General features: G+C 67.1%; 26 protein-coding genes. 16 read left to right on the top strand and 10 right to left on the bottom strand.

Features of this window, described 5'->3' with window-relative positions; all coding sequences use genetic code 11:
- Nucleotides 1–80: 80 nt before the first annotated feature.
- From RBB34_RS08320 to hemH, 4 genes are all read left to right on the top strand, one after another.
- Entirely contained in the window at nt 81–1,901 is a 1,821-nt protein-coding gene (locus tag RBB34_RS08320; RefSeq protein ID WP_306118879.1) for a M3 family oligoendopeptidase, read from the top strand.
- A 119-nt stretch (nt 1,902–2,020) separates the two neighbouring features.
- Nucleotides 2,021–2,446: a hypothetical protein gene (locus RBB34_RS08325; protein ID WP_306118742.1), complete on the top strand. Its 426-nt coding sequence runs from the start codon at nt 2,021–2,023 to the stop codon at nt 2,444–2,446.
- A 164-nt stretch (nt 2,447–2,610) separates the two neighbouring features.
- Nucleotides 2,611–5,094, top strand: coding sequence for a 5'-nucleotidase C-terminal domain-containing protein (locus RBB34_RS08330; protein ID WP_306118743.1), 2,484 nt, complete (start codon nt 2,611–2,613; stop codon nt 5,092–5,094).
- Between the two features lie 199 nt (nt 5,095–5,293).
- Nucleotides 5,294–6,358, top strand: coding sequence for a ferrochelatase (hemH, locus tag RBB34_RS08335; RefSeq protein ID WP_306118744.1), 1,065 nt, complete (start codon nt 5,294–5,296; stop codon nt 6,356–6,358).
- A gap of 203 nt (nt 6,359–6,561) precedes the next feature.
- Here hemH and RBB34_RS08340 read toward each other — a convergent pair whose 3' ends face one another.
- Nucleotides 6,562–7,557 carry a KpsF/GutQ family sugar-phosphate isomerase gene (locus RBB34_RS08340; RefSeq protein WP_306118745.1) on the bottom strand — a complete coding sequence of 332 codons (996 nt, stop codon included), beginning with the start codon at nt 7,555–7,557 and terminating at the stop codon, nt 6,562–6,564.
- A 205-nt stretch (nt 7,558–7,762) separates the two neighbouring features.
- Here RBB34_RS08340 and RBB34_RS08345 point away from each other — a divergent pair, with 205 nt between their 5' ends.
- From RBB34_RS08345 to RBB34_RS08355, 3 genes are all read left to right on the top strand, one after another.
- On the top strand, nt 7,763–9,334 hold the full coding sequence (locus RBB34_RS08345; RefSeq protein ID WP_306118746.1) for an outer membrane beta-barrel protein: 1,572 nt from the start codon (nt 7,763–7,765) through the stop codon (nt 9,332–9,334).
- Nucleotides 9,335–9,463: 129 nt separating this feature from the next.
- Nucleotides 9,464–10,681 (top strand): lytic murein transglycosylase, encoded by a 1,218-nt coding sequence (locus RBB34_RS08350; RefSeq protein WP_306118880.1) that lies wholly within the window; start codon nt 9,464–9,466, stop codon nt 10,679–10,681.
- 70 nt (nt 10,682–10,751) lie between these two features.
- On the top strand, nt 10,752–11,723 hold the full coding sequence (locus tag RBB34_RS08355; RefSeq protein ID WP_306118747.1) for an SGNH family hydrolase: 972 nt from the start codon (nt 10,752–10,754) through the stop codon (nt 11,721–11,723).
- Between the two features lie 275 nt (nt 11,724–11,998).
- On the opposite strand, the gene RBB34_RS08360 is transcribed toward RBB34_RS08355, so the two are convergent.
- Entirely contained in the window at nt 11,999–12,253 is a 255-nt protein-coding gene (locus RBB34_RS08360; RefSeq protein ID WP_306118748.1) for a DUF1244 domain-containing protein, read from the bottom strand.
- 200 nt (nt 12,254–12,453) lie between these two features.
- On the opposite strand from RBB34_RS08360, the gene RBB34_RS08365 reads away from it, so the two are divergent.
- Together RBB34_RS08365 and pyk are read left to right on the top strand one after the other, a co-directional pair.
- Complete coding sequence (locus RBB34_RS08365; protein WP_306118749.1) at nt 12,454–12,879, top strand: DUF1036 domain-containing protein; 426 nt, start codon at nt 12,454–12,456, stop codon at nt 12,877–12,879.
- Nucleotides 12,876–14,312, top strand: coding sequence for a pyruvate kinase (gene pyk / locus RBB34_RS08370; RefSeq protein ID WP_306118750.1), 1,437 nt, complete (start codon nt 12,876–12,878; stop codon nt 14,310–14,312). The genes RBB34_RS08365 and pyk overlap by 4 nt, the downstream gene beginning before the upstream one ends.
- A gap of 42 nt (nt 14,313–14,354) precedes the next feature.
- Here pyk and RBB34_RS08375 read toward each other — a convergent pair whose 3' ends face one another.
- The 6 genes from RBB34_RS08375 to RBB34_RS08400 all read right to left on the bottom strand — a co-directional run bounded on the left by RBB34_RS08375 (nt 14,355) and on the right by RBB34_RS08400 (nt 18,385).
- Entirely contained in the window at nt 14,355–15,434 is a 1,080-nt protein-coding gene (locus RBB34_RS08375) for an alpha/beta hydrolase (protein ID WP_306118751.1), read from the bottom strand.
- Nucleotides 15,435–15,482: 48 nt separating this feature from the next.
- A complete protein-coding gene (locus RBB34_RS08380; RefSeq protein ID WP_306118752.1) occupies nt 15,483–16,109 on the bottom strand; it encodes a hypothetical protein in 627 nt (208 codons plus the stop codon).
- 144 nt (nt 16,110–16,253) lie between these two features.
- Nucleotides 16,254–16,379: a type B 50S ribosomal protein L36 gene (gene ykgO, locus RBB34_RS08385; RefSeq protein WP_306118753.1), complete on the bottom strand. Its 126-nt coding sequence runs from the start codon at nt 16,377–16,379 to the stop codon at nt 16,254–16,256.
- Nucleotides 16,380–16,490: 111 nt separating this feature from the next.
- Nucleotides 16,491–17,594, bottom strand: coding sequence for a 5-(carboxyamino)imidazole ribonucleotide synthase (locus RBB34_RS08390; RefSeq protein WP_306118754.1), 1,104 nt, complete (start codon nt 17,592–17,594; stop codon nt 16,491–16,493).
- A gap of 4 nt (nt 17,595–17,598) precedes the next feature.
- Nucleotides 17,599–18,099, bottom strand: coding sequence for a 5-(carboxyamino)imidazole ribonucleotide mutase (gene purE / locus RBB34_RS08395; RefSeq protein WP_306118755.1), 501 nt, complete (start codon nt 18,097–18,099; stop codon nt 17,599–17,601).
- 82 nt (nt 18,100–18,181) lie between these two features.
- Complete coding sequence (locus RBB34_RS08400; protein ID WP_306118756.1) at nt 18,182–18,385, bottom strand: YdcH family protein; 204 nt, start codon at nt 18,383–18,385, stop codon at nt 18,182–18,184.
- Nucleotides 18,386–18,572: 187 nt separating this feature from the next.
- On the opposite strand from RBB34_RS08400, the gene RBB34_RS08405 reads away from it, so the two are divergent.
- Complete coding sequence (locus tag RBB34_RS08405; RefSeq protein WP_306118757.1) at nt 18,573–18,752, top strand: DUF465 domain-containing protein; 180 nt, start codon at nt 18,573–18,575, stop codon at nt 18,750–18,752.
- 253 nt (nt 18,753–19,005) lie between these two features.
- Here RBB34_RS08405 and RBB34_RS08410 read toward each other — a convergent pair whose 3' ends face one another.
- Nucleotides 19,006–19,284, bottom strand: a complete 279-nt coding sequence (locus RBB34_RS08410) for a metalloregulator ArsR/SmtB family transcription factor (protein WP_306118758.1) — start codon at nt 19,282–19,284, stop codon at nt 19,006–19,008.
- A gap of 236 nt (nt 19,285–19,520) precedes the next feature.
- On the opposite strand from RBB34_RS08410, the gene RBB34_RS08415 reads away from it, so the two are divergent.
- The 6 genes from RBB34_RS08415 (at nt 19,521) to RBB34_RS08440 (ending at nt 25,088) form a co-directional block, all read left to right on the top strand.
- Nucleotides 19,521–20,183: a thiamine phosphate synthase gene (locus RBB34_RS08415; protein WP_306118759.1), complete on the top strand. Its 663-nt coding sequence runs from the start codon at nt 19,521–19,523 to the stop codon at nt 20,181–20,183.
- A complete protein-coding gene (locus tag RBB34_RS08420; RefSeq protein WP_306118760.1) occupies nt 20,180–21,373 on the top strand; it encodes a sel1 repeat family protein in 1,194 nt (397 codons plus the stop codon). The genes RBB34_RS08415 and RBB34_RS08420 overlap by 4 nt, the downstream gene beginning before the upstream one ends.
- Nucleotides 21,374–21,460: 87 nt before the next feature.
- Complete coding sequence (efp, locus tag RBB34_RS08425) at nt 21,461–22,024, top strand: elongation factor P (RefSeq protein ID WP_306118761.1); 564 nt, start codon at nt 21,461–21,463, stop codon at nt 22,022–22,024.
- Nucleotides 22,025–22,067: 43 nt separating this feature from the next.
- Nucleotides 22,068–22,871, top strand: coding sequence for an inositol monophosphatase family protein (locus RBB34_RS08430; RefSeq protein ID WP_306118762.1), 804 nt, complete (start codon nt 22,068–22,070; stop codon nt 22,869–22,871).
- Nucleotides 22,872–23,027: 156 nt separating this feature from the next.
- Complete coding sequence (locus RBB34_RS08435; RefSeq protein WP_306118763.1) at nt 23,028–24,053, top strand: MotA/TolQ/ExbB proton channel family protein; 1,026 nt, start codon at nt 23,028–23,030, stop codon at nt 24,051–24,053.
- A 3-nt stretch (nt 24,054–24,056) separates the two neighbouring features.
- Complete coding sequence (locus RBB34_RS08440) at nt 24,057–25,088, top strand: peptidoglycan -binding protein (protein ID WP_306118764.1); 1,032 nt, start codon at nt 24,057–24,059, stop codon at nt 25,086–25,088.
- 13 nt (nt 25,089–25,101) lie between these two features.
- Here the strand turns inward: RBB34_RS08440 and RBB34_RS08445 are convergent, their stop codons facing one another.
- Entirely contained in the window at nt 25,102–26,121 is a 1,020-nt protein-coding gene (locus RBB34_RS08445; protein WP_306118765.1) for a GSU2403 family nucleotidyltransferase fold protein, read from the bottom strand.
- Between the last annotated feature and the right edge of the window lie 109 nt (nt 26,122–26,230).

The following is a 26,230-nucleotide window of genomic DNA, read 5'->3' on the forward strand; positions in this document are numbered from 1 at the left end:
CGCCTCAAGCGACGGCAAACGCGAAGGCTCGACTTTTATTCAATGTCTGCGGAGCGGCTTTCATGACCGACCTAGAAACCATGGTCACACGCGCCACGGCGGCGCCAGCCCAGGCGCCGGGGCGGCCGGAGCTGGGCGAACTGCCCCAATGGCGACTTGGCGATCTTTACGAGAGCACCGATGCGCCGGCGCTCAAGCGGGATCTGGACGCGGTCGCCGAACAGGCCAGGGCCTTCGAGCAGGCATGGCAGGGCGAGCTCGACGCCGCCGCGCGCGCGGGTCGGCTCGGCGAGGCGGTCACTGCCTATGAAGAGCTCGAGGATCTTTCCGGTCGTATCGCTTCGTTCGCCAGCCTGCTGTACGCCGCCGATACCTCCGATCCGGCACGCGCCAAGTTCTACGGCGACGTCCAGCAGCATCTGACCGCCACGGCAAGCCATCTTCTGTTCTTCGAACTGGAGCTCAACCGCATCGAGGAGGCGGTTCTGGAGGCGGCGTTCGCCCAGGATACCGTGCTGGCACGCTATCGGCCCTGGATCAGCGACCTGCGCCTTGAAAAGCCCTATCAGCTCGAGGACAGGCTCGAGCAGCTTTTCCTGGACAAGTCGGTGACCTCGGCGGTGGCATTCCATCGTCTGTTCGACGAGACGATGACCGGCCTGCGCTTTGATGTCGACGGCGAGCAACTGCCGCTCGAGCCGACCCTGAACAAGCTGCAGGATGCCGACCGGACCGTGCGCGAAAAGGCGTTCGGGGCCCTTGCCGGCACGTTCGGCGACAATGTGCGGATGTTCACGCTGATCACCAACACGCTGGCCAAGGACAAGGAGATCTCGGATCGCTGGCGCGGCTTCGAGGACGTCGCCGATGCGCGGCATCTGTCGAACCGGGTCGAGCGCGAGGTGGTCGAGGCGCTGGTGGAGGCCGTGCGCGGCGGGTTCGGGCGCATCTCGCACCGCTACTACGCCATGAAGGCAAATTGGCTGGGCATGGAGACGATGGATGCCTGGGACCGCAACGCGCCGCTGCCCGAAACGCCGCAGGCCGTGATCGGATGGGACGAAGCGCGCAACATCGTGCTGTCGGCCTATCACGGCTTTTCGCCGCAAATGGCCGACATTGCCCGACGCTTCTTCGACCAGGGCTGGATCGACGCGCCGACGCGGCCGGGCAAGTCGCCCGGAGCCTTTTCGCACCCGACCGTGCCGTCGGCGCATCCCTATATCCTGCTCAACTATCTGGGCAAGCCGCGCGACGTGATGACGCTGGCCCATGAACTCGGCCACGGCGTGCATCAGGTGCTGGCGGCCGAGCAGGGCGCACTGATGGCGCAGACGCCGCTGACGCTGGCCGAGACCGCCTCGGTGTTCGGCGAGATGCTGACCTTCCGGTCCATGCTCGCGCGGACCGACGAACGGGCCGAGCGCAAGGCGATGCTGGCGCACAAGGCCGAGGACATGATCAACACGGTCATCCGGCAGATCGCCTTCTACCTGTTCGAACGCAAGGTGCACCTGGCCCGGCGCGAGGGCGAGTTGACGTCGGAACAGCTCGGTCGGTTCTGGGTCGAGGTGCAGTCCGAAAGCCTGGGCCCGGCGATCCGGCTCAATCCGGGCTACGAGCATTTCTGGAGCTACGTGCCCCATTTCATCCGCTCGCCCTTCTACGTCTACGCCTATGCCTTCGGCGATTGCCTGGTGAACTCGCTCTACGCGGTTTATCAGCGCGCCGACAGCGGCTTCCAGGACGCCTATTTCGACATGCTGCGCGCCGGCGGGACCAAGCACCACAGGGAACTGCTCGCGCCGTTCGGGCTCGATGCCACCGATCCGGACTTCTGGGCGAAGGGACTTGGCGTGATCGAGGCCATCGTCGACGAACTCGAGGCGATGGACGCGTGAAGCGGGCCATGCGGTCTGACGCCCGGCCTGCGGAACCATAGTGGTTTTCTTTGGACGCGAAAGCGTCTAGCCTTGCGGCGATGGGGAACAGAACTGGAGTCTTTGCGATGATCACGACGATGGCGAAGGCGCGCGAGCATGGTCCGAAACGCGCGCGCCGGACAGCGGCTCTTGCGATCGGGGCGATGGCCCTGTCGGGCTGCGTGGCGCTGACGCCGCCGCCGGGCGGCGGTGGTACCGACGGCCGGCTGCGCGCGGTCGAGGGAACATGGACCGACGCGAGCGGCGTGGCCACGGCAAGCCTGGTCAACGGGCGCTTCGTCAACGTGGCAAACGACACCGGCAACCGTGTGGCCGAAGGCACCTATACCTATGCCGGGCGTGATCCGGTGACCGGGCAGCCGTCGATCACCTTGAGCTTCTTCTCGCTGCTGCGCGAGACGCGGATCCGCGCCAATTGCGTGCTGCAAAACCCCAATACGCTCAACTGCACCAATGATTCCGGCCAGCAGTTCCAGTTGCTGCGCCGCTCGCGTATCGGCTGACAGCCAGGGCGCCGTCGCCCGGCCCGGCGATAGCGTCCTGATATTGCGCGACAATCACTGTTTGCCGTTGACTGCGCCGTCAAAACGCTGACACAGTAAGGCCCGATAAGCGCCGCATCATCACGCGCTGCGGCGCGGTCCCTTGAGGCAGACGGGAGGCCTTCATGAAGAAAATCGCGTTGCTTGCTGCGGCGAGTGTCTCGGCGCTCGCGCTGAACACGGCCATGGCCAGGGCCGAGTTCACGCTCGACATCCTGCACATCAATGATCTGCACTCGCGGATCGAGCCGATCAACCGGTTCGATTCGACCTGCAGCGCCGAGGACGACGCGGCCGGCGAATGCTTCGGCGGCGTGGCCCGGGTGAAGACGAAGATCGACGAGCGACGCAGCGCGCTGACCGACAATGGCGGCAACGTGCTGGTGCTGGACGCCGGCGACCAGTTCCAGGGCTCGCTGTTCTACACCACCTACAAGGGCGAGGCGGCGGCCGAGTTCATGAACGCGATCGGTTTCGACGTCATGGCGGTCGGCAATCACGAATTCGACGACGGACCCGAAGCGCTGGCCGAATTCATGGAACAGGTCGAATTCCCCGTCATTTCCGGCAACACGCTGGCCGGCGCCAGTTCGCCGCTCGCCGGCATGCTGGACGGCTATGTGATCAAGGAGGTCGGCGGCGAACAGGTCGGCATCGTGTCGGTGCTGGCGACCGACACCGACGAGACATCTTCGCCGGGGCCGACGATCCTTCTGATCGAGGAGACGCGCTATCTGCAGGACGCGGTCGCCGAGATGGAAGAGGCGGGCGTGAACAAGATCATCCTGCTGTCCCATGTCGGCCTGCCGCGCGACAGGGAAATCGCCGCGGCCGTCGACGGCATCGACCTGATCGTCGGTGGGCACAGCCACACGCTGCTTTCCAACATCGACGAGGACGCTGCGGGGCCCTATCCGGTGGTGGTGCAGAACCCCTCCGGCCAGGACGTGCCGATCGTGCAGGCCTATGCCTATTCGAAGTATCTGGGCGAATTGCGCGTCGTCTTCGACGATGACGGCAATGTGGTCTCGGCCGAGGGCGAGCCGCACCTGCTCGATGCGGCGGTCACGCCGGACGCGGAGATCGCGGCCCGCGTCGCCGAACTCAAAGGCCCGATCGAGGAAATGATGGGCGTGGCGGTCGGCGAGGCGACCGGGCCGATCGAGGGCAGCCGTGAAGTCTGCCGCGCCATGGAATGCTCGATGGGCAATCTGGTGGCCGATGCCATGCTCGAACGCGTCCGCGACCAGGGCATCCAGATCGCCATCCAGAACGGCGGCGGGCTGCGCGCATCGATCGATGCGGGCGAGGTCACCATGGGCGAGGTGTTCACGGTCCTGCCGTTCCAGAACACGCTGGCGACGTTCCAGCTCAAGGGTGCCGACATCATCGCCGCGCTGGAAAACGGCGTCGGCCAGATCGAGGAGGGCGCCGGACGCTTTCCGCAGGTGGCCGGCCTTTCCTATGTCTTCGATATCGAGGCCGAGCCGGGCAGCCGCATCTCCGACGTGATGGTGATCGATGCGGACGGCAATGCCACCGCGCTCGACCCGGAGGCGACCTATGGCGTGGTCTCCAACAATTTCATGCGCAATGGCGGCGACGGCTATGCGATGTTCGCCTCCAACGCGATGAATGCCTATGATTTCGGCCCCGGTCTCGAACAGGTGGTCGCCGACTATCTTGGCGAGAACAGCCCCTATGAGCCCTATACGGACGGGCGCATCACGGCCGCCGCGGACGCGATGGCCGACGACGACATGGCGGATGAGCAGGCGGCCGCGGCGGACGACGAGCCGCTTGTCGTGCCGCCCGAAACCGGTCTAGCCGCCGACACGCTGTCCACCGAAGGGCCCACCGTCGAGATCGAGGACGACATGGCCGACGCCGCCGAGACGCCCGCCGTCGAAGAGGACGTGGCCGAGGACATTCCGACCGTGGTGCCGCCCGAAACCAGCCTTGCCGCCGAGACGCTGTCGACGGAGGGTCCGACGTTGCAGGCCGAAGAGCCGATGGCGGAGGACCAGATGGCGGCCGAGGATGCGATGGCCGAGGACGAGATGGCGGCCGAAGAGCCAATGGCCGAGGACGAGATGGCCGCCGAAGAGCCGATGGCAGAGGACGAGATGGCTGCCGAGGATGCCATGGCCGAGGACGAGATGGCTGCCGAGGATGCCATGGCCGAGGACGAGATGGCGGCCGAAGAGCCGATGGCCGAGGACGAGATGGCCGCCGAGGATGCCATGGCCGAAGACGAGATGGCGGCCGAGGATGCCATGGCCGAAGACGAGATGGCGGCCGAAGAGCCGATGGCCGAGGACGAGATGGCGGCCGAAGAGCCGATGGCCGAGGACGAGATGGCGGCTGAGGATGCCATGGCTGAAGACGAGATGGCCGCCGAGGATGCCATGGCCGAGGACGATATGGCGGCCGAGGATGCCATGGACGGCATGCGGAGCCATACCGTCGTCGCCGGCGATACGCTCTGGGAACTGGCCCGCGAATATTACGGTGATGCCACCATGTGGCGTACGATCGCGCAGGCCAATCCGGACTTGTCCAGCCGTGCCCTGCCGATCGGCGCGGAGCTGCAGATTCCCGCCCAGTAGATCGGCCCGCGCTGCGAACAGGCGCCCGCGCGCGGGCGCCTGATTGCGTTGTCGCGCCGGGCGCGGTGCACGAACCGGCCGCCAAGCGCACCGCAAGCGCGCCGCCTCTTGTCCTTTTGCCGCATTGATTTCGCCGTTCGAGGAGCTACATCGCGTCAGGTAACGGGGACGGCCAGCGCGAACGGGACGCATTCTTGCCATGAACATGCAGACCAGCATCGATCGCTCGCTCGCAAAGCAGGTCGGACCCCTGCCCACCGACCATCCGCCCGTGCGCATCGGCAAGGTGGGCGTGCTGCTGATCAATCTGGGCACGCCCGACGGCACCGACTACCGTTCCATGCGGCGCTATCTGGCCGAATTCCTCACTGACAAGCGGGTCATCGAATGGCCCCGGGCGATCTGGTATCCGATCCTCTACGGCATCGTGCTGAACACGCGGCCCGGTCGCGTCGGCAAGGCCTATGAGGAAATCTGGAACAAGGAAAAGGACGAGAGCTTCCTGCGCACCTATACGCGCGCGCAGGCCGACAAGCTGGGCGAGGCGCTCAAGGCGCATGAGAACGTCGTCGTCGACTGGGGCATGCGCTATGGCAATCCCTCGATCCGTTCGCGCATCGAGGCGCTGCGCGAAAAGGGGTGCGACCGCATCGTCGCCTTCCCGCTCTACCCGCAATATTCGGCGACCACGACCGCCACGGTCAACGACAAGGTGTTCGAGGCGCTGTCGGCGATGCGCTACATGCCGGCCCTGCGCGTCGTGCCGCAATATCACGACGAACCGGTCTATATCGAGGCGCTGGCGCGCTCCATCGAGGCGCATCTGTCATCGCTCGATTTCGAGCCGGAGCGGGTCATTGCCTCCTATCACGGCATTCCGCAAAGCTATTTCAAGCGCGGCGATCCCTATCACTGCCATTGCCACAAGACCTCGCGTCTGCTCGAGCAGCGCCTTGGCTGGGAAAAGGGCCGGCTGATGACCTGTTTCCAGTCGCGCTTCGGCCCCGAGGAGTGGCTGCAGCCCTATACAGACAAGACGCTCGAGGAACTGCCGTCACAGGGGATCACGAAGGTCGCCACCTTCAATCCCGGCTTCGTGTCCGACTGCCTGGAGACGCTCGAGGAGATCGCCGGCGAGGGCGAGGAGATCTTCATGGAAGCGGGCGGCACGCACTACACCCACATTCCCTGCCTCAATGACAGCGCCGAAGGCATGAGCGTGATCGAAACGCTTGTGCGCCGCGAACTGCAGGGCTGGATCTGAGGCCGGCAAGAGCCCCTCACCCTCATCCTCTCCCCGCTTGCCGGGAGAGGGGATCTCCACATCGCGCTTGATCGCCCGGATGCGTGCGCGGATGTCCCGTCCCTCGCCCCGTTTACGGGGAGAGGCATACGAGGCTTCGCGAATGAAATGAGCGTTAGCCGCAGTCGGGTGAGGGCTGTTTGAACGCGAGCGCGCCTGCGCCCTCAGGCCACGCCGACGCGCAGCAGGTCGTGCAGGTGCACGATGCCGACCGGCCGGCCGTCCTCGACGATCATCAGCGCGGTGATGGAGGCGGCATTGACGATGGTCAGCGCGGTCGCCGCCAGCGCATCGGCGGCGATCGTCTTGGGCTCGCGCGTCATCACCTCGTCGACCTGCATCGACAAAAGGTCCGCATCGATATGCCGGCGCAGGTCGCCATCGGTGACGATGCCGGCCAGCCGTCCGTCGCCATCGACCACCCCGACGCAGCCGAACCCCTTCTGCGAGATCTGCACGATCGCCTGGCGCATGGAGGTGCCGGCGGCGACCAGCGGCAGCCTGTCGCCGGTGTGCATCAGATCGCCGACGCGCGTCAGGTTGGCGCCGAGCTGGCCGCCGGGGTGAAAATCGCGGAACTGGTCGGCCGTGAACCCCCGGTTTTCCAGAAGCGCCACCGCCAGCGCGTCGCCCATGGCGAGCTGCATGATCGAGGAGGTGGTCGGCGCCAGTCCGTGCGGGCAGGCCTCCTCGGCCCTTGGCAGCAGGAGCACGATCGCCGCCTCGCGCGCCAGCGCCGATGTCGCCCCGGCGGTGATCGCGATCAGCGGGATCGAAAAGCGCCTGGCAAAGGAGACGATGCCGCCCAGCTCCTTGGCCTCGCCCGACCAGGACAGGCAGATGATGGCGTCGTCGCGGGTGATCATGCCCAGATCGCCGTGATTGGCTTCGGCCGGATGGACGAAATAGGCCGGCGTGCCGGTCGAGGCGAGCGTGGCGGCGATCTTGGTGGCGATGTGTCCGCTCTTGCCGACCCCGGAGACGATCACCCGGCCGGGACGGGCGCGGATGGTCTCGATGGCGGCGGCGAACGGGGCGCGCAGCCCGTCGCGCAGCGCATCGGCCAGGGCGTGGAGCCCGTCGGCCTCGCTTGCCAGCGTGCGCATTGCGGATTGCAGGGGATCGGGCGTGGCCGGGGTCGGTGCGGGTCTTGGTTTCATGCGGAGTCCGCCGGTGTCGGGTCGTCGGTCAGCTACTCCAGACGGCGCGTCATGTCCACGATTTCAAGGGCGCACGGGCGGGCCGTGAACGCTTCCTTAACCGCTTGTGTTTACCCGATGGTAAGGCATTTCACACCGTCCGTGCGAGAACAAGGTGATCCCGAGCCGGCCCTTTCATGGCACTTCGCTTCACAGTGCTGCCCTCGTGGCCGGCCTTGTCGCGCTCGCCGGTCCGGCGGCGGGGCAGGTGCTGCCCGACCTGCGTGGCGAAGTGAACGAGAACGTGCTCGGCGTGCCGGGCGCACGCGACCGGGCCGTGCCGGCGGCAGGCAGTGACGATGATCCGGCACAGGCGGGTCGCGCCAGGGGCGACCGGCCCGTGAGCGCGGCCGGTCTCGCCGTCGACGGCAGCGTGACCATCGATCTCGACGATGACGCGGCGACCCTGCCCGAGGACGACGCCCGGGTGATCACCGGTTCGGTCGCCCAGGCGCCGGAAGAGACCGCCGACGTGCTTTCCGGCCGTGCCGAGCCGGCCGCGCGCGCGGCGCCCGTGCAGACCGGGGTCGGTGTGCCAGAGGACGACCCCTTCGCTCCGCTCGGCCTGCGCATCGGCACGTTCGACGTCAACACCACGCTCGAAATCGGCGCGACGGCGCTGCGTACGCGCACGAGCGTCGCCGATCCGGGTCCGCCGCCGTCCTTGAGCGATGAAGTCTCGACCGGCGTTCTGGGCGAGATCGGCCTGGACGTCCGCGCCGTGTCGGACTGGAGCCGGCACGCGCTGGAACTCGACCTGGCCGGCCGGCTGCCGTTCCCGGTCAGCGGCGAGGAGGACGATGAGCCCACGCTCGATCTCAGCGCATTGCTGCGTCTCGATCTGGGCCTCGATACGACGCTGACGGCGCGGGCCGGCTATGGCTACAGCCGCGACGATCCGGCCTCCGCGGCCTTTTTCGTCGCCACCGATCCGGTGCTGTTTCCCGGCATCGAGGGCACGAACACGCCCGACAAGCACGCGCTGACCGGCTCGCTGGCGCTGTCGCGCGATATCGGGCCGGTGACCGGCGAGGCCGAAGCCTCCGTGGCGCGCGAGATCCACGGCGCGGCGGCGCTCAGCGACGGCAGTTCGGTCTCGCAGGGCGACCTCGATTTCACGCGGGTCGGGCTGCGCCTGCGTGGCGGTCTCGACACGGCGGGTGTGCTGGCGCCTTTCGCCGAGGCCGAATTCAGCCAGCGGCTGATGGACGAGCGGCCCGACACGGCCGGCCTCGACCGTAACGCGACCCGCTATGCGGGGCGGGTGGGCATCGCGCTGAACCGGGGCGAAAAGCTCAATGGCGAGGTGGCGATCGGCTATGTGTATGAAGACATCGCCGACCCGACGCTTGCCGATATCGGCGGGGTGTCGCTGGATGGCGCGCTCAACTGGTCGCCGCGGCGCGGCACCGATCTGCGGATCGGGCTGAGAACGACGACGCAGTCGAGCGGGGCGGCCGATGTCAGCGGCTCGGTCAACTATGCCGGAACGATGAGCGCGACGCATCGGGCGCGCGCCAATCTGCAACTGGAAGGCGAGGCGAGCCTCGACTACGAGGACGTCACCGGCGCCAATGCCGATACCGTCACGGCGGCCGCGTCGGTGGGCGCGACGGTCTGGCTGAACCGGTTCGTCGGCCTGTCCGGCCGGATCGGACACGAGAAGGTGTTCAGCTCGGACCCGACCGAACGCAGCGAGTCCAGCAATGCGTTTGTGGGCTTGAGGATGCAGCGCTGACGCTGCGGCAGCGGTTTGCAGGCCGGTCTGCCGAAATTTCGCCATCGATGTGCTGCATTCACCCGCAGAAAACTCGAGGCGAATCAGGGTTGGCGTCGCGTATCGCGAACCAGAGGAAGGCTTGAGATGATGTTGGGGTGCAAGAAGACGATCAATGCGGCGCTGGCCATGCTTGTCCTGGCGATGGGCGTGAGCGCGGCTGCGCCGGCCTTTGCGGATGCGGGTTTCCAGAAGTGGATCCGCGATTTCCGCTCGGTCGCCGTGAGCAATGGCGTTTCGGGGCAGGTGTATGACCGCGCCTTCGCCAATGTGCGTACGCCCGACCCCGAAGTGCTGCGCAAGGCACGGTTTCAGCCCGAATTCCGCGACGAGGCGTGGCAGTATCTGGACAATCGGGTCAATGAGCGCACCGTCGCCGAGGGCCAGCGCATGTTGCGCAAATACCGGCGGCTTCTGAACCGGATCGAGCGCTCGACGGGCGTGAGCAAGCACATCGTGCTGGCCATCTGGTCGATGGAATCGAGCTATGGCGAGGCGCTCAAGCAGCCCGGTCGCCTGCACTACGTGCCGCGCGCGCTGGCAACGCTGGCCTATGCCGACCGGCGGCGGGCGCGGTTCGCGCGCAACCAGTTGATCGGCGCGCTCAAGATCGCACAGCGTGGCGATGTACCGATATCCGGGCTGACGGGCTCGTGGGCCGGGGCGATGGGCCATACCCAGTTCATCCCGACCAGCTACATGGCCTATGCGCTCGATGGCGATGGCGACGGGCGCAAGGACATCTGGAACTCGGTGCCCGACGCGCTCTACACGGCCGCCAATCTCTTGCGCCGCAATGGCTGGAAGTCGGGCCAGACCTGGGGCTATGAGGTCATCCTGCCGCCGGGCCGCAAGTTCCCGGGCGGCAAGCTGACCTTGCGCGAATGGGAGCGGCTGGGCGTGGTGCGCGCCAACGGCAGGGACTATCCGCGGCCGGGGCAGAAGGCCGAGCTGAAGGTGCTGCAGGGTCGCGACGGGCCGGCCTTCCTGATGGTCGACAACTTCTTCGTCATCAAGCGCTACAACAACGCCGACAAATACGCGCTCGGCGTCGGGCTGCTGGCCGACCAGATCGGCGGATATCCGCCCCCGCGCAAGGACTGGACACGGCCCTTCACGCGGCTGAGCGTTGCCGAAAGCGAGGAGCTGCAGATCCGCCTGGCGCGCAAGGGCCTTTACGAGGGCGATATCGACGGCAAGATCGGGCCGATGTCGCGCAGCGCGATCAAGGCCTTCCAGGCCCGCGCCGGATTGCCGCAGGACGGGTTTGCGTCCATGGAAGTGCTGGAAGCGCTGCGCAGGTTCTAGCCGGAGCGAAGGGCGGGGTGGATCGATGTCAAGGGTTGCGGCCAATGGGGCGCGTTGGGTGAGGGCGGCGTTGGCCGCTGTCTTGATCGCCCTTGTCTGGCCAGCGCCGGCCCAGGCGCAGAGCGGGAAGAACCCCAATGCGCGCACCGTGCTTGTGGTCGGCGACTTCATCGCCGACGGCATGGCGCGCGGGCTCGAGGAGGCGTTCGCCGACCGGCCGACGGTGGTCGTTGAAACCCATATTCGCGGCTCTTCGGGCTTTGTGCGCGACGATCACTATGACTGGCCGGGGGAGATCGGCCGCGTGCTCGACGAGATCGAGCCCGACATCGTGGTCGTGCTGATCGGTTCGAACGATCGCCAGCCCATGCGCATCGATGGCCGCCGCGAGGATGCGCTGACCGATGCCTGGCGGGCCGAGTATGTCTCGCGGGTGGAGGCGTTCATCGCGCAAATCCGCGAGCGCGAGGCGCTTCTGGTCTGGACCGGCAGCCCGCCCTTCCGGTTCCGCTCGATGTCTGCGGACATTCTTGCCCTGAACGAATTGTACCGGACGGCGGCGGAAGGCGCGAGCGGCTATTTCGTGGACATCTGGGACGGGTTCGTGGACGAGAACGGGCGTTTCGTCGACCGCGGCACCGACGTGAAGGGACAGACGGTGCGGCTGCGCAATTCCGACGGCATCAACTTCACGCGCGCCGGCTACCGCAAGATCGCCTTTTATGTCGAACGGCAGCTCCGGCAGGTGCTGGACGACCCCTCGATCTCCTTCATCACCTCGCTGGGTCCCGAAAACCTGCCGATCCTGAAGCTGCCGCCGCTCGAAACCGAGGCCGAGCTCGATCGGATCGACCCGATCGCCCTGTCCGATCCCGACCTCGACGGCGGCAGCGCGCTGCTTGGCAATGTCGAGGATCTGGCGCGCAATGTCGACAATCCGTTGCAGGCGAAATCGGTGCGCCGGCGGCTGGTCGAGAACGGCATTCCGCCACCGGCGCGTCCGGGCCGGGCCGGCAATTTCACCTGGCCGGCCGGCGGCTGACGCCCTGCCGGGCCGCCCGGCGCGGCGGTCGCGGCGCGCCGGCGCGGGGCATGTGCTCAATCATGGCTGGCACCGGTGTCGGCGAATCGCATCGACCGCAAGGGCGTGGCGAAATGGAGCGAGTGCGACGCTTCCACGTCCGACCGATGTCGTTTTCGGTACGGATGTCGGGTTCAAGGCTGCATAGGTGTCATTGAGTTGGCGGCGGGCCTGCGTTTCCGACCTTTGCACCGGTGCGATTCAAACGGCAGGCAAATCGCGGAACAAGACGCTCTTCAGGTCTGATAGCGCCGTTTCCATTCATCGTAGGGCATGCCGTAGATGATCGCGCGCGCTTCCTGCTTGTCGAGCTCAATGCCGTGTTCGCCGGCCGCCTCGCGGTACCAGTCCGACAGGCAGTTGCGGCAAAAACCGGCCATATTCATCAGGTCAATGTTCTGCACGTCGGTGCGTTCGCGCAGATGTTCGACGAGGCGGCGAAAGGCGGCCGCTTCCAGTTCGGTTCGCGTGGACGGGGTGATCTCGGCCATGGTGCCTTCCTCGAAGTTCTGGGTAACCGGCCCTTGAGCCTATCGCTTCGCGCGCGCATTGACAAAGGTGGCTTTCATGACAAAAGGGGCGTTGGTTGTCTGCTGAGCACAGCAAAGGGAGAGGCCGCTTGCGAGTTCGCCGTCCTTGGGCGCCGCCATCGCGTATCGTGGCACTGGCCGGCGCGATCGGGCTTTTCTTGATGTTCGGCACCATATCGGCCCGCGCCGACTTCCGCGTGTGCAACGGGACCGAAGAACTGGTGGGCGTTGCCATCGGCTACCGCGCACAGGCCGGATGGATCACCGAGGGCTGGTGGCATATCGAGCCGGCGAGCTGCAAGACGCTGATCGAGGGCGCGCTGGCCTCGCGCTACTACTACCTTTATGCGGAGGATGCGCTGCGCGGCGGGCGCTGGGACGGGCCGATTCAGATGTGCGTCGCCGAGCGCGAGTTCAAGATCACCGGCGTCAACGATTGCTTCGCCCGCGGCTTCCAGCGCGCCGGTTTCCGCGAATACGATACCGGCAATCAGCAGAGCTGGATGGTCCAGTTGGTTGACAATGGCGGCGCCGCCCCCGATGAGGCACCGGAGGCAACCAATGTCACCGAGGGGACCGGTCAGTGAAGCGCAGCCGCAAGGTCAAGATTCTGGCAACGCTGGGACCGGCCTCCTCCTCCGAAGACATGATCGGCAAGCTGCATGCGGCCGGTGCGGACGTCTTTCGCATCAATATGAGCCATGCCAGCCAGGACCTGATGCGCGACCTGGTGGCGCGAATCCGCGCCGTGGAGGCGCGTCAGGGCCGGCCGATCGGCATTCTCGCCGATCTGCAGGGACCGAAGCTGCGCGTGGGCAAGTTCGCCCAGGGCAAGGTGTCGCTCGAAATCGGACAGGCGTTCACGCTCGACGACGAACAGGCGCCGGGCGATGCCACGCGCGTTCACCTGCCGCATCCGGAAATCCTGGAGGCGGTGCAGCCGGGCCACCGGCTGCTGATCGACGACGGCCGCCTGCAACTGGTCGCCACCGCCAGCGACGGGCGCTCGATCACCTGCAAGGTGGTCGCCGGAACCACCATCTCCGACCGCAAGGGCGTCAGCCTGCCCGACACGACGCTTGGGCTTGGTGCGCTGACCGAAAAGGACCGCTCGGACCTGAGCGCCGTCCTTCAGGAATCGGTCGACTGGGTGGCGCTGTCGTTCATCCAGCGGCCCGAGGACCTGGCCGAGGTGCGCAAGATCGCACGCGGGCGCGTGGCGCTTCTGTCGAAGATCGAAAAGCCGCAGGCGGTGCAGCGCATCGACGAGATCATCGAGATGTCCGACGCGATCATGGTCGCGCGCGGCGATCTGGGCGTCGAGATGCCGCTGGAAAGCGTGCCGGGCATTCAGAAGCAGATCACGCGCAAGGCGCGTGCCGCCGGCAAGCCGGTGGTCGTGGCAACGCAGATGCTCGAATCGATGATCGCCGCGCCGGTGCCCACCCGCGCCGAGGTCTCCGATGTCGCGACCGCCGTCTTCGAGGGCGCCGACGCCATCATGCTCTCGGCCGAATCGGCGGCGGGCGAGTTTCCGGTCGAAGCGGTGCAGACCATGTCGCGCATCGCCGAGCAGGTCGAGCGCGATCCGAACTATTCGGGCATCATCAACGCGCAGCGCTCGGCGCCCGAGGCGACCGGCGCCGACGCCATCTCGGCGGCCGCGCGGCAGATCGCCGAAACGCTCAGGCTCAGCGCGGTGGTCTGCTACACCTCGTCGGGCACGACCGGCCTTCGCGCCTCGCGCGAGCGGCCGAACCTTCCAATCATCGCGCTGTCGCCGGTCGCCGAGACGGCGCGCCGGCTGGCGCTGGTCTGGGGCCTGCACTGCGTGGTGACCGAGGACGCCGTCGATCTCGACGACATGGTCGACCGTGCCTGCCGCATCGCCTTTCGCGAAGACTTCGCCAAGCCGGGCGACCGCGTGATCATCAGCGCCGGGGTTCCGCTTGGCACGCCCGGGGCGACGAACATGCTGCGCATCGCCTATATCGGCTCGGACGGGCTGAGCGGGATCTGAGAACGGGCGCCGAACCTTGCGGCGCGCGCGGACGCGGCTGTGTCAATCAAGCCGAAACCCCGCCGCCTCGACTTCCTTGCGAATGACGTCATTGTCCAGGCAGCGCTCGAGCGGGCCATAGGCATCCGACTGGAGCCGGGCTTCGGCCGCGTGGGCCAGGCCTTCCAGGTCGCGCGGCTTGCCGGCAAGCCGTTCGAGCGCGGCGATCGCCAGATCGGTGACGACGTGATCGGGCTTGTGGCCGAGATTGCGGATGCGCAGCAATTCGGCGTTGGGCAGATCGCGGGCCAGTCCGGTGGAGTGGATCGAGGGCAGGACGATGGTGTCCTTGTTGCCGGTGATGATGACGGCGGGTGCCTGGATGCGCGCGTAGTGGGGCGAAACGCGGGTGACGTATTCATAAAGATTGGCGACATCGATGGCATTGGCCCGGAAATGTCCCGGCCGGAAGATCAGGGGCAGGTGGGTGCGCCGTGCGTAGTGCAGCGTCGGCCGGTTGGGCGCAAAGACGCAGTCGGTGCCGCCATCGATGCGCATGATCGCACCGAACATGGCCACGGTCTCGGTGAAGAGCCGCCCGAGCACCGGCACCGCGGTGAGCCTGTAATACCAGCTCACCCCGCCCGGCCAGGGGTGGCTCACCGGCGACAGAAAGAGCAGGCCGGCGGTGCGCTCGGCGTGATCGAGCGCAAAGCTGGCCGCGATCGCCCCGCCGAAGGAGTGCCCGACAATGATGGCCTCGTCGATGCCCAGATGGTCAAGGAGCGCGGCGAGCGTGCGCGCCTGGCCGTCCGGCCATGCATTGTCATCGGGCCCGCGTGTCGACCAGCCATGACCGGGTCGATCGACGAAGAGCAGGTTCGCGCGGCCGCGCAGGGGCTCGGCGAAGACGCTGGCGGCGTCGTGCAGATTGCCGCTCGCCCCGTGCAGGAACACGGTCGTCGGAAGGTCGGGCCGTTCGGCGCGGTGAAGGACGAAGTGCAGGCGCGTGTCGCGAACCGTGGCGAAGGTTCCCGTGGGCGGATAGCGCCGCTCGACAAGGAAGACGCCGATGCGCGTCGCGCCGGCCAATGCAAAGGCTAGGGAGGCCAGCACGGCCAGAGCGGCGAGCGCGATGTTCACGGAGACTGCCTGCGTCCTGGAATGGAAGGGGATGTGCGGCGCGCCCGATCAGACGGGGTCGCCGGCAAGCTCGTCGCTGAGACGGATCACCGCTTCCTGTGCCGACTGCATGGCCGGATAGACTGCCAGGGCACGCTGCCAGGCGGCCAGCGCGGCGCGGTCGTTGCCGTTTCTTTCAAGGATCATCGCCAGACCCGACAGCGCGCCGAAATGGCGGGGTTCGATCTCCAGCACCTTCTGGATATCGTTCATCGACTTGGCGAGATTGTTCATCGTGTAGTGCAGCGTGGCGCGGCGGTTCCAGCCTTCGGCGTAGTCGGGGGCGCGGATGACGACCTGGTCGAGGAAATCCAGCGCCATGTGAAAGCGCCGGTCGCGTAGCGCATCGTTCGACCATTGCATCATCAGGTCGATGCTGGCGCTGCCGGAGCGATACCAGTGCGACCAGATTCCGTCGGCAATGGTCTGTGCAGCGCGCGGATCCGCCGTCCGCTTGAGTTCGGCGAACAGCGCGTCGATGCGCTCGTGGCGATCGTTGTCGACGAGAGGAACGTCGTCGGTGGGCGGCACGATGGCGTCATCGCCCGGCTGGATCGGCTCCGCGGTCTCGGCCTCGGGGTCGATGATCGACTGGGCGCCGACGGGGCACGCCGCCAGAAAGACGGTCAGGGACAACGCAATTGCGGTCAGGACAAGTCGCATGACCACAAGACTAGCGCGGCCATGGCGCGGGTCAAACGCAAAAATCGGTGAGGGTCGCGGCGCGCCGTCGCCCCGCGCCCGACCGGGGGCGCGCAGGCGCGACCGCGGATGGGCCGGTCAGCCCTGGCGTGCCTTGAAGCGCGGATTGAGCTTGTTGATCACGTAGACCCGGCCCCGGCGCCGCACGATGCGGTTGTTGCGGTTCCTGCTCTTGAGCGACTTCAGCGAGTTCTTGATCTTCATCGGTTCGGCCTTGAATGCATCCGGATCCCGGACGGGCCGGGACAAACAAAAACGCGCCGTTGCGGCGCGCCAAATTCGATGTGCGCTGTTACAGCCATGCCGGCGGACTTGTCAAGTTTTGTCAGCCTCCGGCGATGGCGCGGCCCGGCCGGTCAACCGGGTGACGTGGCCCATCTTGCGGCCGGCGCGGATCTCGGCCTTGCCATAGTCGTGCACGCAGGCGCCCGGTTCACCGGCGATCGCCGCAAGCCGGTCGATGTCGTCGCCGATCAGGTTCTCCATCACGCAGTCGCTGTGCCGGCGCGGTTCGACGAGCGGCCAGCCGGCGATCGCCCTGATGTGCTGTTCGAACTGGCTGACCGTGCAGGCCGCCTCGGTCCAGTGGCCGGAATTGTGCACGCGCGGGGCGAACTCGTTGGCGAGCAGCGTGCCCTCCGCCATCACGAACAGTTCGAGGCCGAGCGTGCCGACATAGCCGAGCCGGTCGGCCAGGGCATGCGCCTGTCGCCGCGCCGCCGCGATCGCCGTTTCGGCGAGCCCGCACGGGACGACCGAGCTTGCCAGGATGCCGTTACGGTGGCGGTTGCGCGCCGGCTCGTAGCTGACGACCGTCCCGTCGCGTCCGCGTGTGGCGATGACCGAGACCTCGCACGCAAATCCGACCAGCGATTCCAGGATGGCGGGCGCTCCGCCGAGCGCCGCCAGGGCCCGGGCGGGCGCCGGGTCGGACGCATCGCCGGCAAAGCGGATCTGGCCCTTGCCGTCATAGCCGAAGCGGCGGGTCTTGACGATGCCGGTCCCGCCCGACCGGCCGAGCGCGGCAACAAGGTCGTGCTCTGTGTCCACCGGTTCGAAGTCGGCCGTCGCCAGGCCGGCCGCACGCAGGAAGCGCTTTTCGACGAGCCGGTCCTGGGCAACGCGCAGCGCGTCGGGTCCGGGAAAGACGGGTCGGTCCCGCGACAACCGGGCGACCGCGTCGTAAGGCACGTTCTCGAACTCGTAGGTGACGACATCGCTGGCCTCGGCCAGCGCGGCCAGGCCGGCCGGATCGTCATAGCCGGCGACGATCTGGCGGTTGGCCATCTGCGCGGCCGGGCAGTCGGGTTGCGGTTCGAGCACGAGGGTCCGCAGGCCCAGCCGTCCCGCGGCCATGGCCAGCATGCGGCCGAGCTGGCCGCCGCCGATGATGCCGATCGTCGCGCCGCGATTCAGCACGGGCTCAGCGTTCGGGGTCGGCCGAACGGTCGGGCCGTTCGGCAACGCTGTCGGTGTTGGCCTTGCGCCAGGTCTCGAGCCGGGCGCGCAGCGCCGCGTCGGCATTGGCCAGGATCGCCGCGGCCAACAGTCCAGCATTGGTCGCGCCGGCTTGCCCGATCGCCAGCGTGCCGACGGGAACGCCGGCGGGCATCTGCACGATCGAAAGCAGCGAATCCTGACCCGACAGGGCCCGGCTCTGCACCGGCACGCCGAGCACCGGCACCGTGGTGAGCGCGGCGACCATGCCGGGCAGATGGGCGGCGCCGCCCGCGCCCGCGATGATCACTTCGAAGCCGGCGTCGCGGGCGCCTTCGGCGAAATCGACCATGCGATGCGGCGTGCGGTGGGCCGAGATGATTCGCGCCTTGTAGGGCACGGCGAGCGCATCGAGCACCTCGGCGGCGTGACGCATGGTCGGCCAGTCCGACTGGCTGCCCATAATGATGGCGATCTTGGCTTTCATGGTCGAACCGTTGCGGCGAAACGGTCCCAACTATCCACAGCCAATGGCGTTGTCCACAGCCGTTCGATCGGGCGTGCGGATCCTAGGCGATGATGTCCGGGATGATCTGGTCCTCGATGTCCTTGAGGCGGTCGCGAATGGCGAGCTTCTTCTTCTTCATGCGCTGAATCTGCAAGCGATTGCAACCGGTTGCCTGCATCGCGGCGATCGCGGCATCGAAATCCTCGTGGTCCTGCTTGAGCCTTGCGAACATCAAGCGCAGTTCTGCCTGGTCCTGTTCGGACATCGCCTTTTCCGCTCTTGGCGGCGCGCACGCGGCAGCGCCCTCGTTGTTGTATCGGCAATGAACCGGCGCTTTACCACACGAGCGCGTGCAACGGAATGCTACCACGATGCGTTCGACAGTTGTGCCGAATTCTGGCACCATCGAACAATCGAATAGGTGAATACAACCGGTTCCAAGGAGGAGTTACATGGCACTGGACGGTCATCTGGACGCCCTCAAGCGCAAGCATGGCGCTCTTGAAAGCGAAATCAGCGACATGCAGGCGCGCCCGGCCCCGGACGAATCGCGGATCACCCGGCTCAAGCGCGAAAAACTCCGACTGAAGGAGCAAATCGAACGGCTGTCGACGCAGACGACGCATCATTGAGCCGCAAGCCGGTCGGGGCGAACCGGTACAGGGTCTGTCGAACACCGCCGCGCCGCCATCGCACCGGCCCGTCGAGAGGCCGATGGCGCCGCGGGCAGGTGCCGGTCGAAACGCAGCCTGACCGGCCTTGGCAATGCCATCGATCGAGCCGTCAGCCCGGCTGGCGCATTCGGGTCTGTCGAGTATCGGCGCGCGAGGCTGCGCCCAACCCGAAGGCCCGCGCGGCGATATTCAACGGATCCTCGTGCGCCGGTTACCGCGGCTGAACCGGTTGCGACGCCCAGAACTGGTCGAGCCAGAGGTTGAGCGGCAAGAATGCCTCGTCATTGACGGAGTAGATCCTGCGCGTTCCTTGCGCGCGTGCCGTGACAAGTCCCGCATCGAGCAGCACCTTCATGTGCTGCGACACGGCCGGTCGTGAAATCGGCAGGCCATCGGCCAGTTCGGTGACCGTTCGCGGACGCCGGCGAAGCTCCTCGAGAACGTGGCGTCTGTGCGGGTCGGCAATGGCGTCGAAGGGGTCGTTCGGCATCCCCGATTTGTAAGCCAGGTCTTACCGCGCGGCAAGCCTTTTTCGCGGTTGCGAGATGATCCTTTCGCATATGCAGCAAAAGCGGCAGCGGCGTTGTGCATCGCAGCGCAAGCGACCGGTGTCTCCGGCCGACCCCGAGGCCAACGGCCTTGTTGCCAGCGACGGCTGGCTGCCCTAATGCCGTCGACATTGTCGACCATCAGGTCGGCGCGTATCGCGGACCGCAGACAAGGGCGATGACGACCGAAGCCACGCAACTTCATTGCCGCCTCGTGCTGGTGACGCCCAAGGGCGCTGCGCCCGAAGCGCTCGCTGCGCAGATCGCGCAAGCGGGGCAGGGCGGCGATGTCGCCTCGATCATCGTGCCGCAATACGCGCTGGGGGGCGACGGCTATCAGGGACTGCTCGAAACGGTCGTTCCCGCGGGCCAACGCATCGGCGCGGCGGTCATGGCGGCGGGCGAACCGCGTATGGCCATGCGAACCGGGGCCGACGGCGTTCATCTGCGCGGCGGCGTCGGCGAGATCGTCGCGGCGATCGCCGATCTGGCCGATGATGATCGGCTGATCGGTGCCGATGGCGGCACGAGCCGGCACACGGCGCTGGAGATCGGCGAGGCGCGGCCCGATTACGTCTTCTTTGGCCGGCTCGGCGGCGACACGCACGCAATGGCGCATCCCAAGGCGGCGGACCTGGCGCGCTGGTGGGCCGATTTCGTGGAAATCCCCGCAGTTCTGATGGGCGGATTCGATCTTGACCATCTCGATGCCGCCGCCGGCACCGGCGTCGACTTCGTCGCGCTGTCGCAGGCCGTTTTCGGGCCCGGCGTCGATACGGCCGCGGCCGTCGCGAAGGCCAACGCGATTCTTCGCGAGCACAGCCTGGAGGATGCCGCATGAGAGCGGCGGTCGCGACCTTGCGATGCGCGGTCGCCGCGCTGCTGGTCATGGCGCCGGCGTTGGCCCATGCGCAGGCCGGCGTCGACGTGCCCGAGCCGGCGCCATCGCGCTTTGGCGAACCCGCCTCTGACGGGGCGGAGACGAACGGCGAACCGGCGCCCGAGCGCTTTGGCGGCCTGGCGCAGCCCGGCGCGCCCGCGTCCGGGGCCGCGCGGCAGGAACCCCGACCGGCCCCGCCCCGGGATGGACCGGCCGCCGGACCCTCTCCGGCACGCTTTGGCGGCGCGAACGGGAGCGGAGGGGACAATGCCCCCGAAGGCGCCGCCGACACCGGGAACGGACCCTCGCCGGCGCGCTTCGGCCCGCCGCCGCCCGACGCGGCCTATGGCGCGTTTCAGCGCGGCATGTACCTGACCGCCCGCAACCTGGCGCTGCCGCGCGCGCAGGCCGGCGATTCGGCGGCGCAATTGCTGCTCGCCGAGATCTATTCGCGCGGTCTCGGCGTCGCCGTCGACGAGGCCGAAGCGACCCGATGGTATGCGCAGGCCGCGCGCCAGGGCGAACCGGAGGCGCAGTTCCGTTATGCGCTGATCCTGCTGCGCGATGATGAGGATTCGCCCGAGGCGCGAACGCTCATGAAGGCGGCGGCCGAGGCGGGCAATGCCATGGCGATGTTCAACCACGCCCAGCTTTCCCTTGCCGACCGGCCCGGACCTTCGGGCCAGAACGAGGCTTTCGCCTACTTCCTCGAGGCGGCCGAAAAGGGCATTGCCGATGCCCAGTACGCGGTCGCCCAATATTACGCGCAGGGGCGCCCGCCCGCCCTGGGCGACGAGGCCGAGGCCCGCACGTGGCTGCGCCGGGCGGCCGAACAGGGCTTTGATGCCGCGCAGTTCGAACTGGGCGGCATGATGCTCGAGGGCATTGGCGGCGATCGCGATCTGCGCGGCGGTTTCGTGTGGACGGCCCGTGCGGCGCGGCAGGGCAACATCGCCGCGCAGGCGCAACTGGCCAAGCTCTACTGGGCCGGTATCGGAACCGAACCCAATGTGACCGAAGCGGCGGGCTGGTATGTGCTGGCGCGGCGGGCCGGTCTGCGGGACCGTGTGCTCGAGGACTTCTGGCTTGGTCTTTCCGATGCCATGCAGCGGCAGGGCATCGAGCGCGCGAACCGGCTGCGCGGCGGCTGACCGCTTGCAACAAGGGGGCAATTGTGGTCTTGAGCCCGCAACGCAGGCCGCCCCGCGGCGTTTTCCGCAAGATTCAGGTGACAGGACATGAAGATCAACGGCAACGAGATCAGGCCGGGCAACGTGATCGAGCACAATGGCGGCCTGTGGGTCGCGGTGAAGACCAACGCCGTCAAGCCGGGCAAGGGCGGCGCGTTCAACCAGGTCGAGCTCAAGAACCTCATCGACGGCACCAAGCTCAACGAACGCTTCCGCGCCACCGAGACGGTCGAACGCGTCCGGCTCGAGCAGAAGGACTACCAGTACCTTTACGCTCAGGGCGAGTCGCTCGTCTTCATGGACACCGAGACCTATGAACAGCTCGAACTGGCCTCCGATTTCGTCGGTGACCGCGCCGCCTTCCTTCAGGACGGCATGACCGTCACCGTCGAACTGCACGAGGAGCGGCCGATCGGCGTCTCCCTGCCCGACCAGGTCACGCTCGAGGTGGCCGAGGCCGATCCGGTCGTCAAGGGCCAGACGGCGACCTCGTCCTACAAGCCGGCGGTGCTCGAAAACGGCGTGCGCATCATGGTGCCGCCATTCGTCACCTCGGGCGAACGCATCGTCGTTGCGACCGACGACATCACCTATGTGCGGCGGGCCGACTGAGCCGCCGCTTCCCTGACCCCGCCTCGTCCCCGAAAGGCCCGCCATGGCGCGCTCGGCATTGATGAATGTGATGGTCCAGGCCGCCATGAAGGCCGGCCGCGGGCTGGCACGCGATTTCGGCGAGGTGCAGAACCTGCAGGTCTCGGTCAAGGGACCGGGCGACTTCGTCAGCCAGGCCGACCATCGGGCCGAGAGAACCGTCTTTGAATCGCTTCAGCGCGCCCGACCGGCCTATGGCTTCCTGATGGAGGAAGGCGGGGCGGTCGAGGGCAGCGATCCGCAGCACCGCTGGATCGTCGACCCGCTCGACGGGACCACGAATTTCCTGCACGGCATTCCGCAGTTTGCCGTCTCGATCGCGCTCGAACGCCAGGGCGAACTGGTCGCCGGCGTCGTCTTCAATCCGGCCACGGACGAGTTGTACACCGCCGAACGCGGCGGCGGCGCGTTCCTCAACGACCGGCGCCTGCGCGTGGCCGCGCGGCGATCGCTGTCCGACAGCGTGATCGGTTGCGGCGTGCCGCATCTGGGCCGTGGCCATCACGGTCAGTTTCTCATCGAGTTGCGCAATGTGATGGGCCGGTGCGTGGGCATTCGCCGCTCCGGCGCCGCCTCGCTCGATCTGGCCTATGTCGCCGCCGGCCGGCTCGATGGCTACTGGGAGCGTCATCTGTCGCCCTGGGACATGGCGGCGGGGATGGTTCTGGTGCGCGAGGCCGGCGGTTTCGTCACCGACCGGGCCGGCGGCAAGGACATTTTCGGGCGCGGCGAGATCGTCGCGGGCAACGAGGCCGTGCACCGGGAACTTCTGGCCACGCTCGACCGTTCCGAACCGTCCGGGTCATGAGGCCCGCGTCTCCGGGGCCGGCGTCTTCGCGGTTCATGTCCGTGAGGCCCAAGTCTTTGGGCCAGTTGGTTCTTTCAATTTCGCCACAGTTCGACTTAAAATCGGGAGCCTGCGGGCGCGGTTGACAATCGCACGAGGCGACGGGAGAACGCCGGCATGAACGTCTCAGCGGCAGACGATGCAATCGTCAAATCGGCGCGGCGCCGGTTCGACCCCTATCGGTTGTCCAATCCGCAGGTCTTCCTGTTGTCGATGATCATCTTCGTTGTGATCGTCGGCTTTCTCGCCGCCATCCTGTATCGGCAGGTGTCGTCGGCCTTCATGACCAATCCGGGCCTGAACGGGCTCATTCTTGGCGTGCTGGCGGTGGGTATCGTGCTCGCCTTCATGCAGGTCACGCGGCTGTTCCGCGAGGTCGCCTGGGTCAATTCGTTCAAGGTCGGCGACACGGTCAACGCGGCCCGCAAGGAGCCGGTGCTGCTGGCGCCGATGCGGGCGCTGCTCAGCCGCCAGCAATCGGTGGCGCTGACAACGCTTTCGATGCGCTCGATCCTGGATTCGATCGGCACGCGGCTCGACGAATCGCGAGACATTTCGCGCTATCTGATCGGACTTCTGGTGTTTCTGGGACTGCTCGGCACGTTCTGGGGCCTGTTGCAGACGATCGGCTCGATCGGTGCGACGATCCAGTCGCTCGATCCGGGCACCGGCGACACCAATGCGGTGCTCGATGCGCTCAAGCGCGGGCTCAGCGAGCCGCTCGACGGCATGGGCACGGCGTTTTCGTCCTCGCTGTTCGGCCTGTCCGGCTCGCTGGTTCTGGGCTTTCTGGACCTGCAGGCGGGCCGCGCGCAGAACCGGTTCTATACCGAACTCGAAAACTGGCTGTCGTCGGTGACCAATGTCGAGGAGAACGCGGGCGCCGCCGCGCTCACCGGCACCGACCAGCTCAGCCTTTTGACGGCACGGCTGGCGAACATGCAGGACGCCGCCTCGACGCCGCGCCAGACCCAGGCGCTGGCGAGCCTTGCCGAGGGCGTGCAGGGGCTGGTGCAGTCCATGCGCAGCGAGCAGCAGATGATGCGCGACTGGGTCGACGGCCAGGCCAAGGAGCAAAAGGCCATGCGCGACACGCTCGAAAAGCTTTCCAAGACCATCGCCAAGCTCGACAAGGGGTCCTGATCCATGGCGCTGGCGCGATCCCGACGCCGGCCGGCAGGGGTCGACTACTGGCCGGGCTTCGTCGACGCGCTGTCGACGCTGCTGCTGGCGATCATGTTCCTGCTGTCGGTGTTCGTTCTGGCCCAGTTCCTGCTTGGCCAGGAGATCACCGGCCGCGATGCCGTGCTCAACCGGCTCAACACGCAGATCAACGAACTGACGCAATTGCTGGCGCTGGAACGCTCGGACAGGCAGGACACCGAGGACGAGGTCGCCGCGCTGCGCGCCTCGCTCAACCAGGCGCAGGCCGAGCGGGCGCGCCTGCAGCAATTGCTGGCCGCCGACGAGGGCGTGGGCGAGGCCGCGCGCCAGCAGATCGGCACGCTGACCGAGGATCTGGAGGTAGAGCGCCTCGTCAGCCAGCGTGCGCTCAGCCAGGTCGAGCTGCTCAACCAGCAGATCGGCGCGCTGCGCAGCCAGATCGCGGCGCTCGAAAGCGCGCTGGACGTCTCCGAAGCGCGCGACGCCGAAGCGCAGGCGCAGATCGCCGATCTCGGCCGCCGCCTGAACGTGGCGCTGGCCCAGCGCGTGCAGGAACTCAACCGCTACCGGTCCGACTTCTTCGGCCGGCTGCGCGACATCCTGTCGGACCGCGAGAACGTCCGCGTGGTCGGCGACCGCTTCGTCTTCCAGTCCGAGGTGCTGTTTCCTTCCGGCCAGGCCGAACTGAACCCGGCCGGCGCCGAGGAAATGGCCAAGCTCGCCGACGCGCTGATCGATCTCGAACAGGAGATACCCGACGAGATCAACTGGGTGCTGCGCGTCGACGGGCACACCGACGACGTGCCGCTGTCGGGCACCGGGCGCATCCGCGACAACTGGGAGCTGTCATCGGCGCGCGCCACCTCGGTGGTCAAGTATCTGATCGACCAGGGCGTGCCGCCCAACCGGCTGGTCGCGGCCGGTTTCGGCGAGTTCCAGCCGCTGGAGCCGAACACGGATGACGAGGCCCGCGCGCGCAACCGGCGCATCGAGCTGAAACTGACCGAGCGGTAGGCAGGCCGGCGGGTCAAGCAAGGGCCTTCAGCCTCTCGGCCGTTTCGGGAAGACGCTTCAGGCTGGCGGCGATCCGCTCGCGCCAGCGCGGACCGCGGGACAGGGCGTCCTCATAGGCTTCGGCCAGTTCGTCGGGCCGGTCTTCGGACAGGACCGCGATGAGGAAGGCCGCCTGGGCCCTGTCCTTGCGCGCCTTCAGCCGGTCAGGTCCGCCAGGACGCCGGTCGGCGACGATCAGCTTGTGGATCGCGAACCGCTCGGGCCGGGGTACCTGAACGAGCACGCCCGAACGATAAAGCACGACCGCGTCGATCGGGTCGGCGATGAGATAGTTCAGATAGTTGAGCGCTTGCGCACTGACGCCAAGCGCCGGCAGTGGCTTGACGGTCTCGTCGCCGAAGGCGGGCGTCAGGAATTCGACCAGCGTCTCCGAGCGGCTCTGCCGCCATCTCCAGACCTGCCGGTCGTCGATGCCGGGGACCGGGTCGAATTTCAGCGCCCCGAGAATGTCGCCGGGCTTGTCGTCGACGATGTCGCCGAGCGCGACCGAAAGACGCTGGAAGCCGGTCACATCGATGTCGTCGGTTTGCGCCATTTCCTCGAAATCCATGCGGACCCCGAGTTCGCCCTGGTAGACGCCATATGCAGCGGTGCCGACCAGCGTGCCGCCGAGCCGGAACACGCCGGCTCGCGCGAATGCCAGCAGGATCGATCCGGTCTGCCGGTCTGCGGCGATGAATCCTTCGGCACGGAGCGTGCGCGCAAGCCGCGTCATCCGCTTCCGGCGCGCCTGTGCGTCCGCCTTCAGCGCTTGCGCCTTTTCGAGGCGCGCCCGCAGTTCGGGCCTGTCCTCGCCGAGATAGCGGCTGACCATCTCTGTTCCGATCCGGAAGCGCTCGTAAAGATATGTGCGGCCGTTGCGGTGTCGCTCCTCGATCGCGCCGACCAGGTTCGCCGCGCGCGCGTCCAGATGGAGGCGAAGCAGGTCCTGATAGGCCACCACGGCCGGACGACTGTGCGCGACGATGTCCATGGCAGTTCGGGTTCCCGGGTGTGTGCATCAAATATTACTTTGCTGCACACAGGTCAATGTGTGCAGCAAGAAATCGTTTGATGCACACACCCTGCCGGCGACTGCTCGG

The organism is Roseitalea sp. MMSF_3546, from assembly GCF_030732865.1.
Taxonomy (GTDB): domain Bacteria; phylum Pseudomonadota; class Alphaproteobacteria; order Rhizobiales; family Rhizobiaceae; genus Roseitalea.

Coding starts and splice junctions, on each gene's coding strand:
- RBB34_RS08320 (WP_306118879.1), top strand. CDS start 81: ATGGTCACACGCGCCACGGCGGCGCCAGCCCAGGCGCCGGGGCGGCCG.
- RBB34_RS08325 (WP_306118742.1), top strand. CDS start 2,021: ATGGCGAAGGCGCGCGAGCATGGTCCGAAACGCGCGCGCCGGACAGCG.
- RBB34_RS08330 (WP_306118743.1), top strand. CDS start 2,611: ATGAAGAAAATCGCGTTGCTTGCTGCGGCGAGTGTCTCGGCGCTCGCG.
- hemH (WP_306118744.1), top strand. CDS start 5,294: ATGAACATGCAGACCAGCATCGATCGCTCGCTCGCAAAGCAGGTCGGA.
- RBB34_RS08340 (WP_306118745.1), bottom strand. CDS start 7,557: ATGAAACCAAGACCCGCACCGACCCCGGCCACGCCCGATCCCCTGCAA.
- RBB34_RS08350 (WP_306118880.1), top strand. CDS start 9,464: ATGTTGGGGTGCAAGAAGACGATCAATGCGGCGCTGGCCATGCTTGTC.
- RBB34_RS08360 (WP_306118748.1), bottom strand. CDS start 12,253: ATGGCCGAGATCACCCCGTCCACGCGAACCGAACTGGAAGCGGCCGCC.
- RBB34_RS08365 (WP_306118749.1), top strand. CDS start 12,454: ATGTTCGGCACCATATCGGCCCGCGCCGACTTCCGCGTGTGCAACGGG.
- ykgO (WP_306118753.1), bottom strand. CDS start 16,379: ATGAAGATCAAGAACTCGCTGAAGTCGCTCAAGAGCAGGAACCGCAAC.
- purE (WP_306118755.1), bottom strand. CDS start 18,099: ATGAAAGCCAAGATCGCCATCATTATGGGCAGCCAGTCGGACTGGCCG.
- RBB34_RS08400 (WP_306118756.1), bottom strand. CDS start 18,385: ATGTCCGAACAGGACCAGGCAGAACTGCGCTTGATGTTCGCAAGGCTC.
- RBB34_RS08405 (WP_306118757.1), top strand. CDS start 18,573: ATGGCACTGGACGGTCATCTGGACGCCCTCAAGCGCAAGCATGGCGCT.
- RBB34_RS08410 (WP_306118758.1), bottom strand. CDS start 19,284: ATGCCGAACGACCCCTTCGACGCCATTGCCGACCCGCACAGACGCCAC.
- RBB34_RS08415 (WP_306118759.1), top strand. CDS start 19,521: ATGACGACCGAAGCCACGCAACTTCATTGCCGCCTCGTGCTGGTGACG.
- RBB34_RS08420 (WP_306118760.1), top strand. CDS start 20,180: ATGAGAGCGGCGGTCGCGACCTTGCGATGCGCGGTCGCCGCGCTGCTG.
- efp (WP_306118761.1), top strand. CDS start 21,461: ATGAAGATCAACGGCAACGAGATCAGGCCGGGCAACGTGATCGAGCAC.
- RBB34_RS08430 (WP_306118762.1), top strand. CDS start 22,068: ATGGCGCGCTCGGCATTGATGAATGTGATGGTCCAGGCCGCCATGAAG.
- RBB34_RS08435 (WP_306118763.1), top strand. CDS start 23,028: ATGAACGTCTCAGCGGCAGACGATGCAATCGTCAAATCGGCGCGGCGC.
- RBB34_RS08440 (WP_306118764.1), top strand. CDS start 24,057: ATGGCGCTGGCGCGATCCCGACGCCGGCCGGCAGGGGTCGACTACTGG.
- RBB34_RS08445 (WP_306118765.1), bottom strand. CDS start 26,121: ATGGACATCGTCGCGCACAGTCGTCCGGCCGTGGTGGCCTATCAGGAC.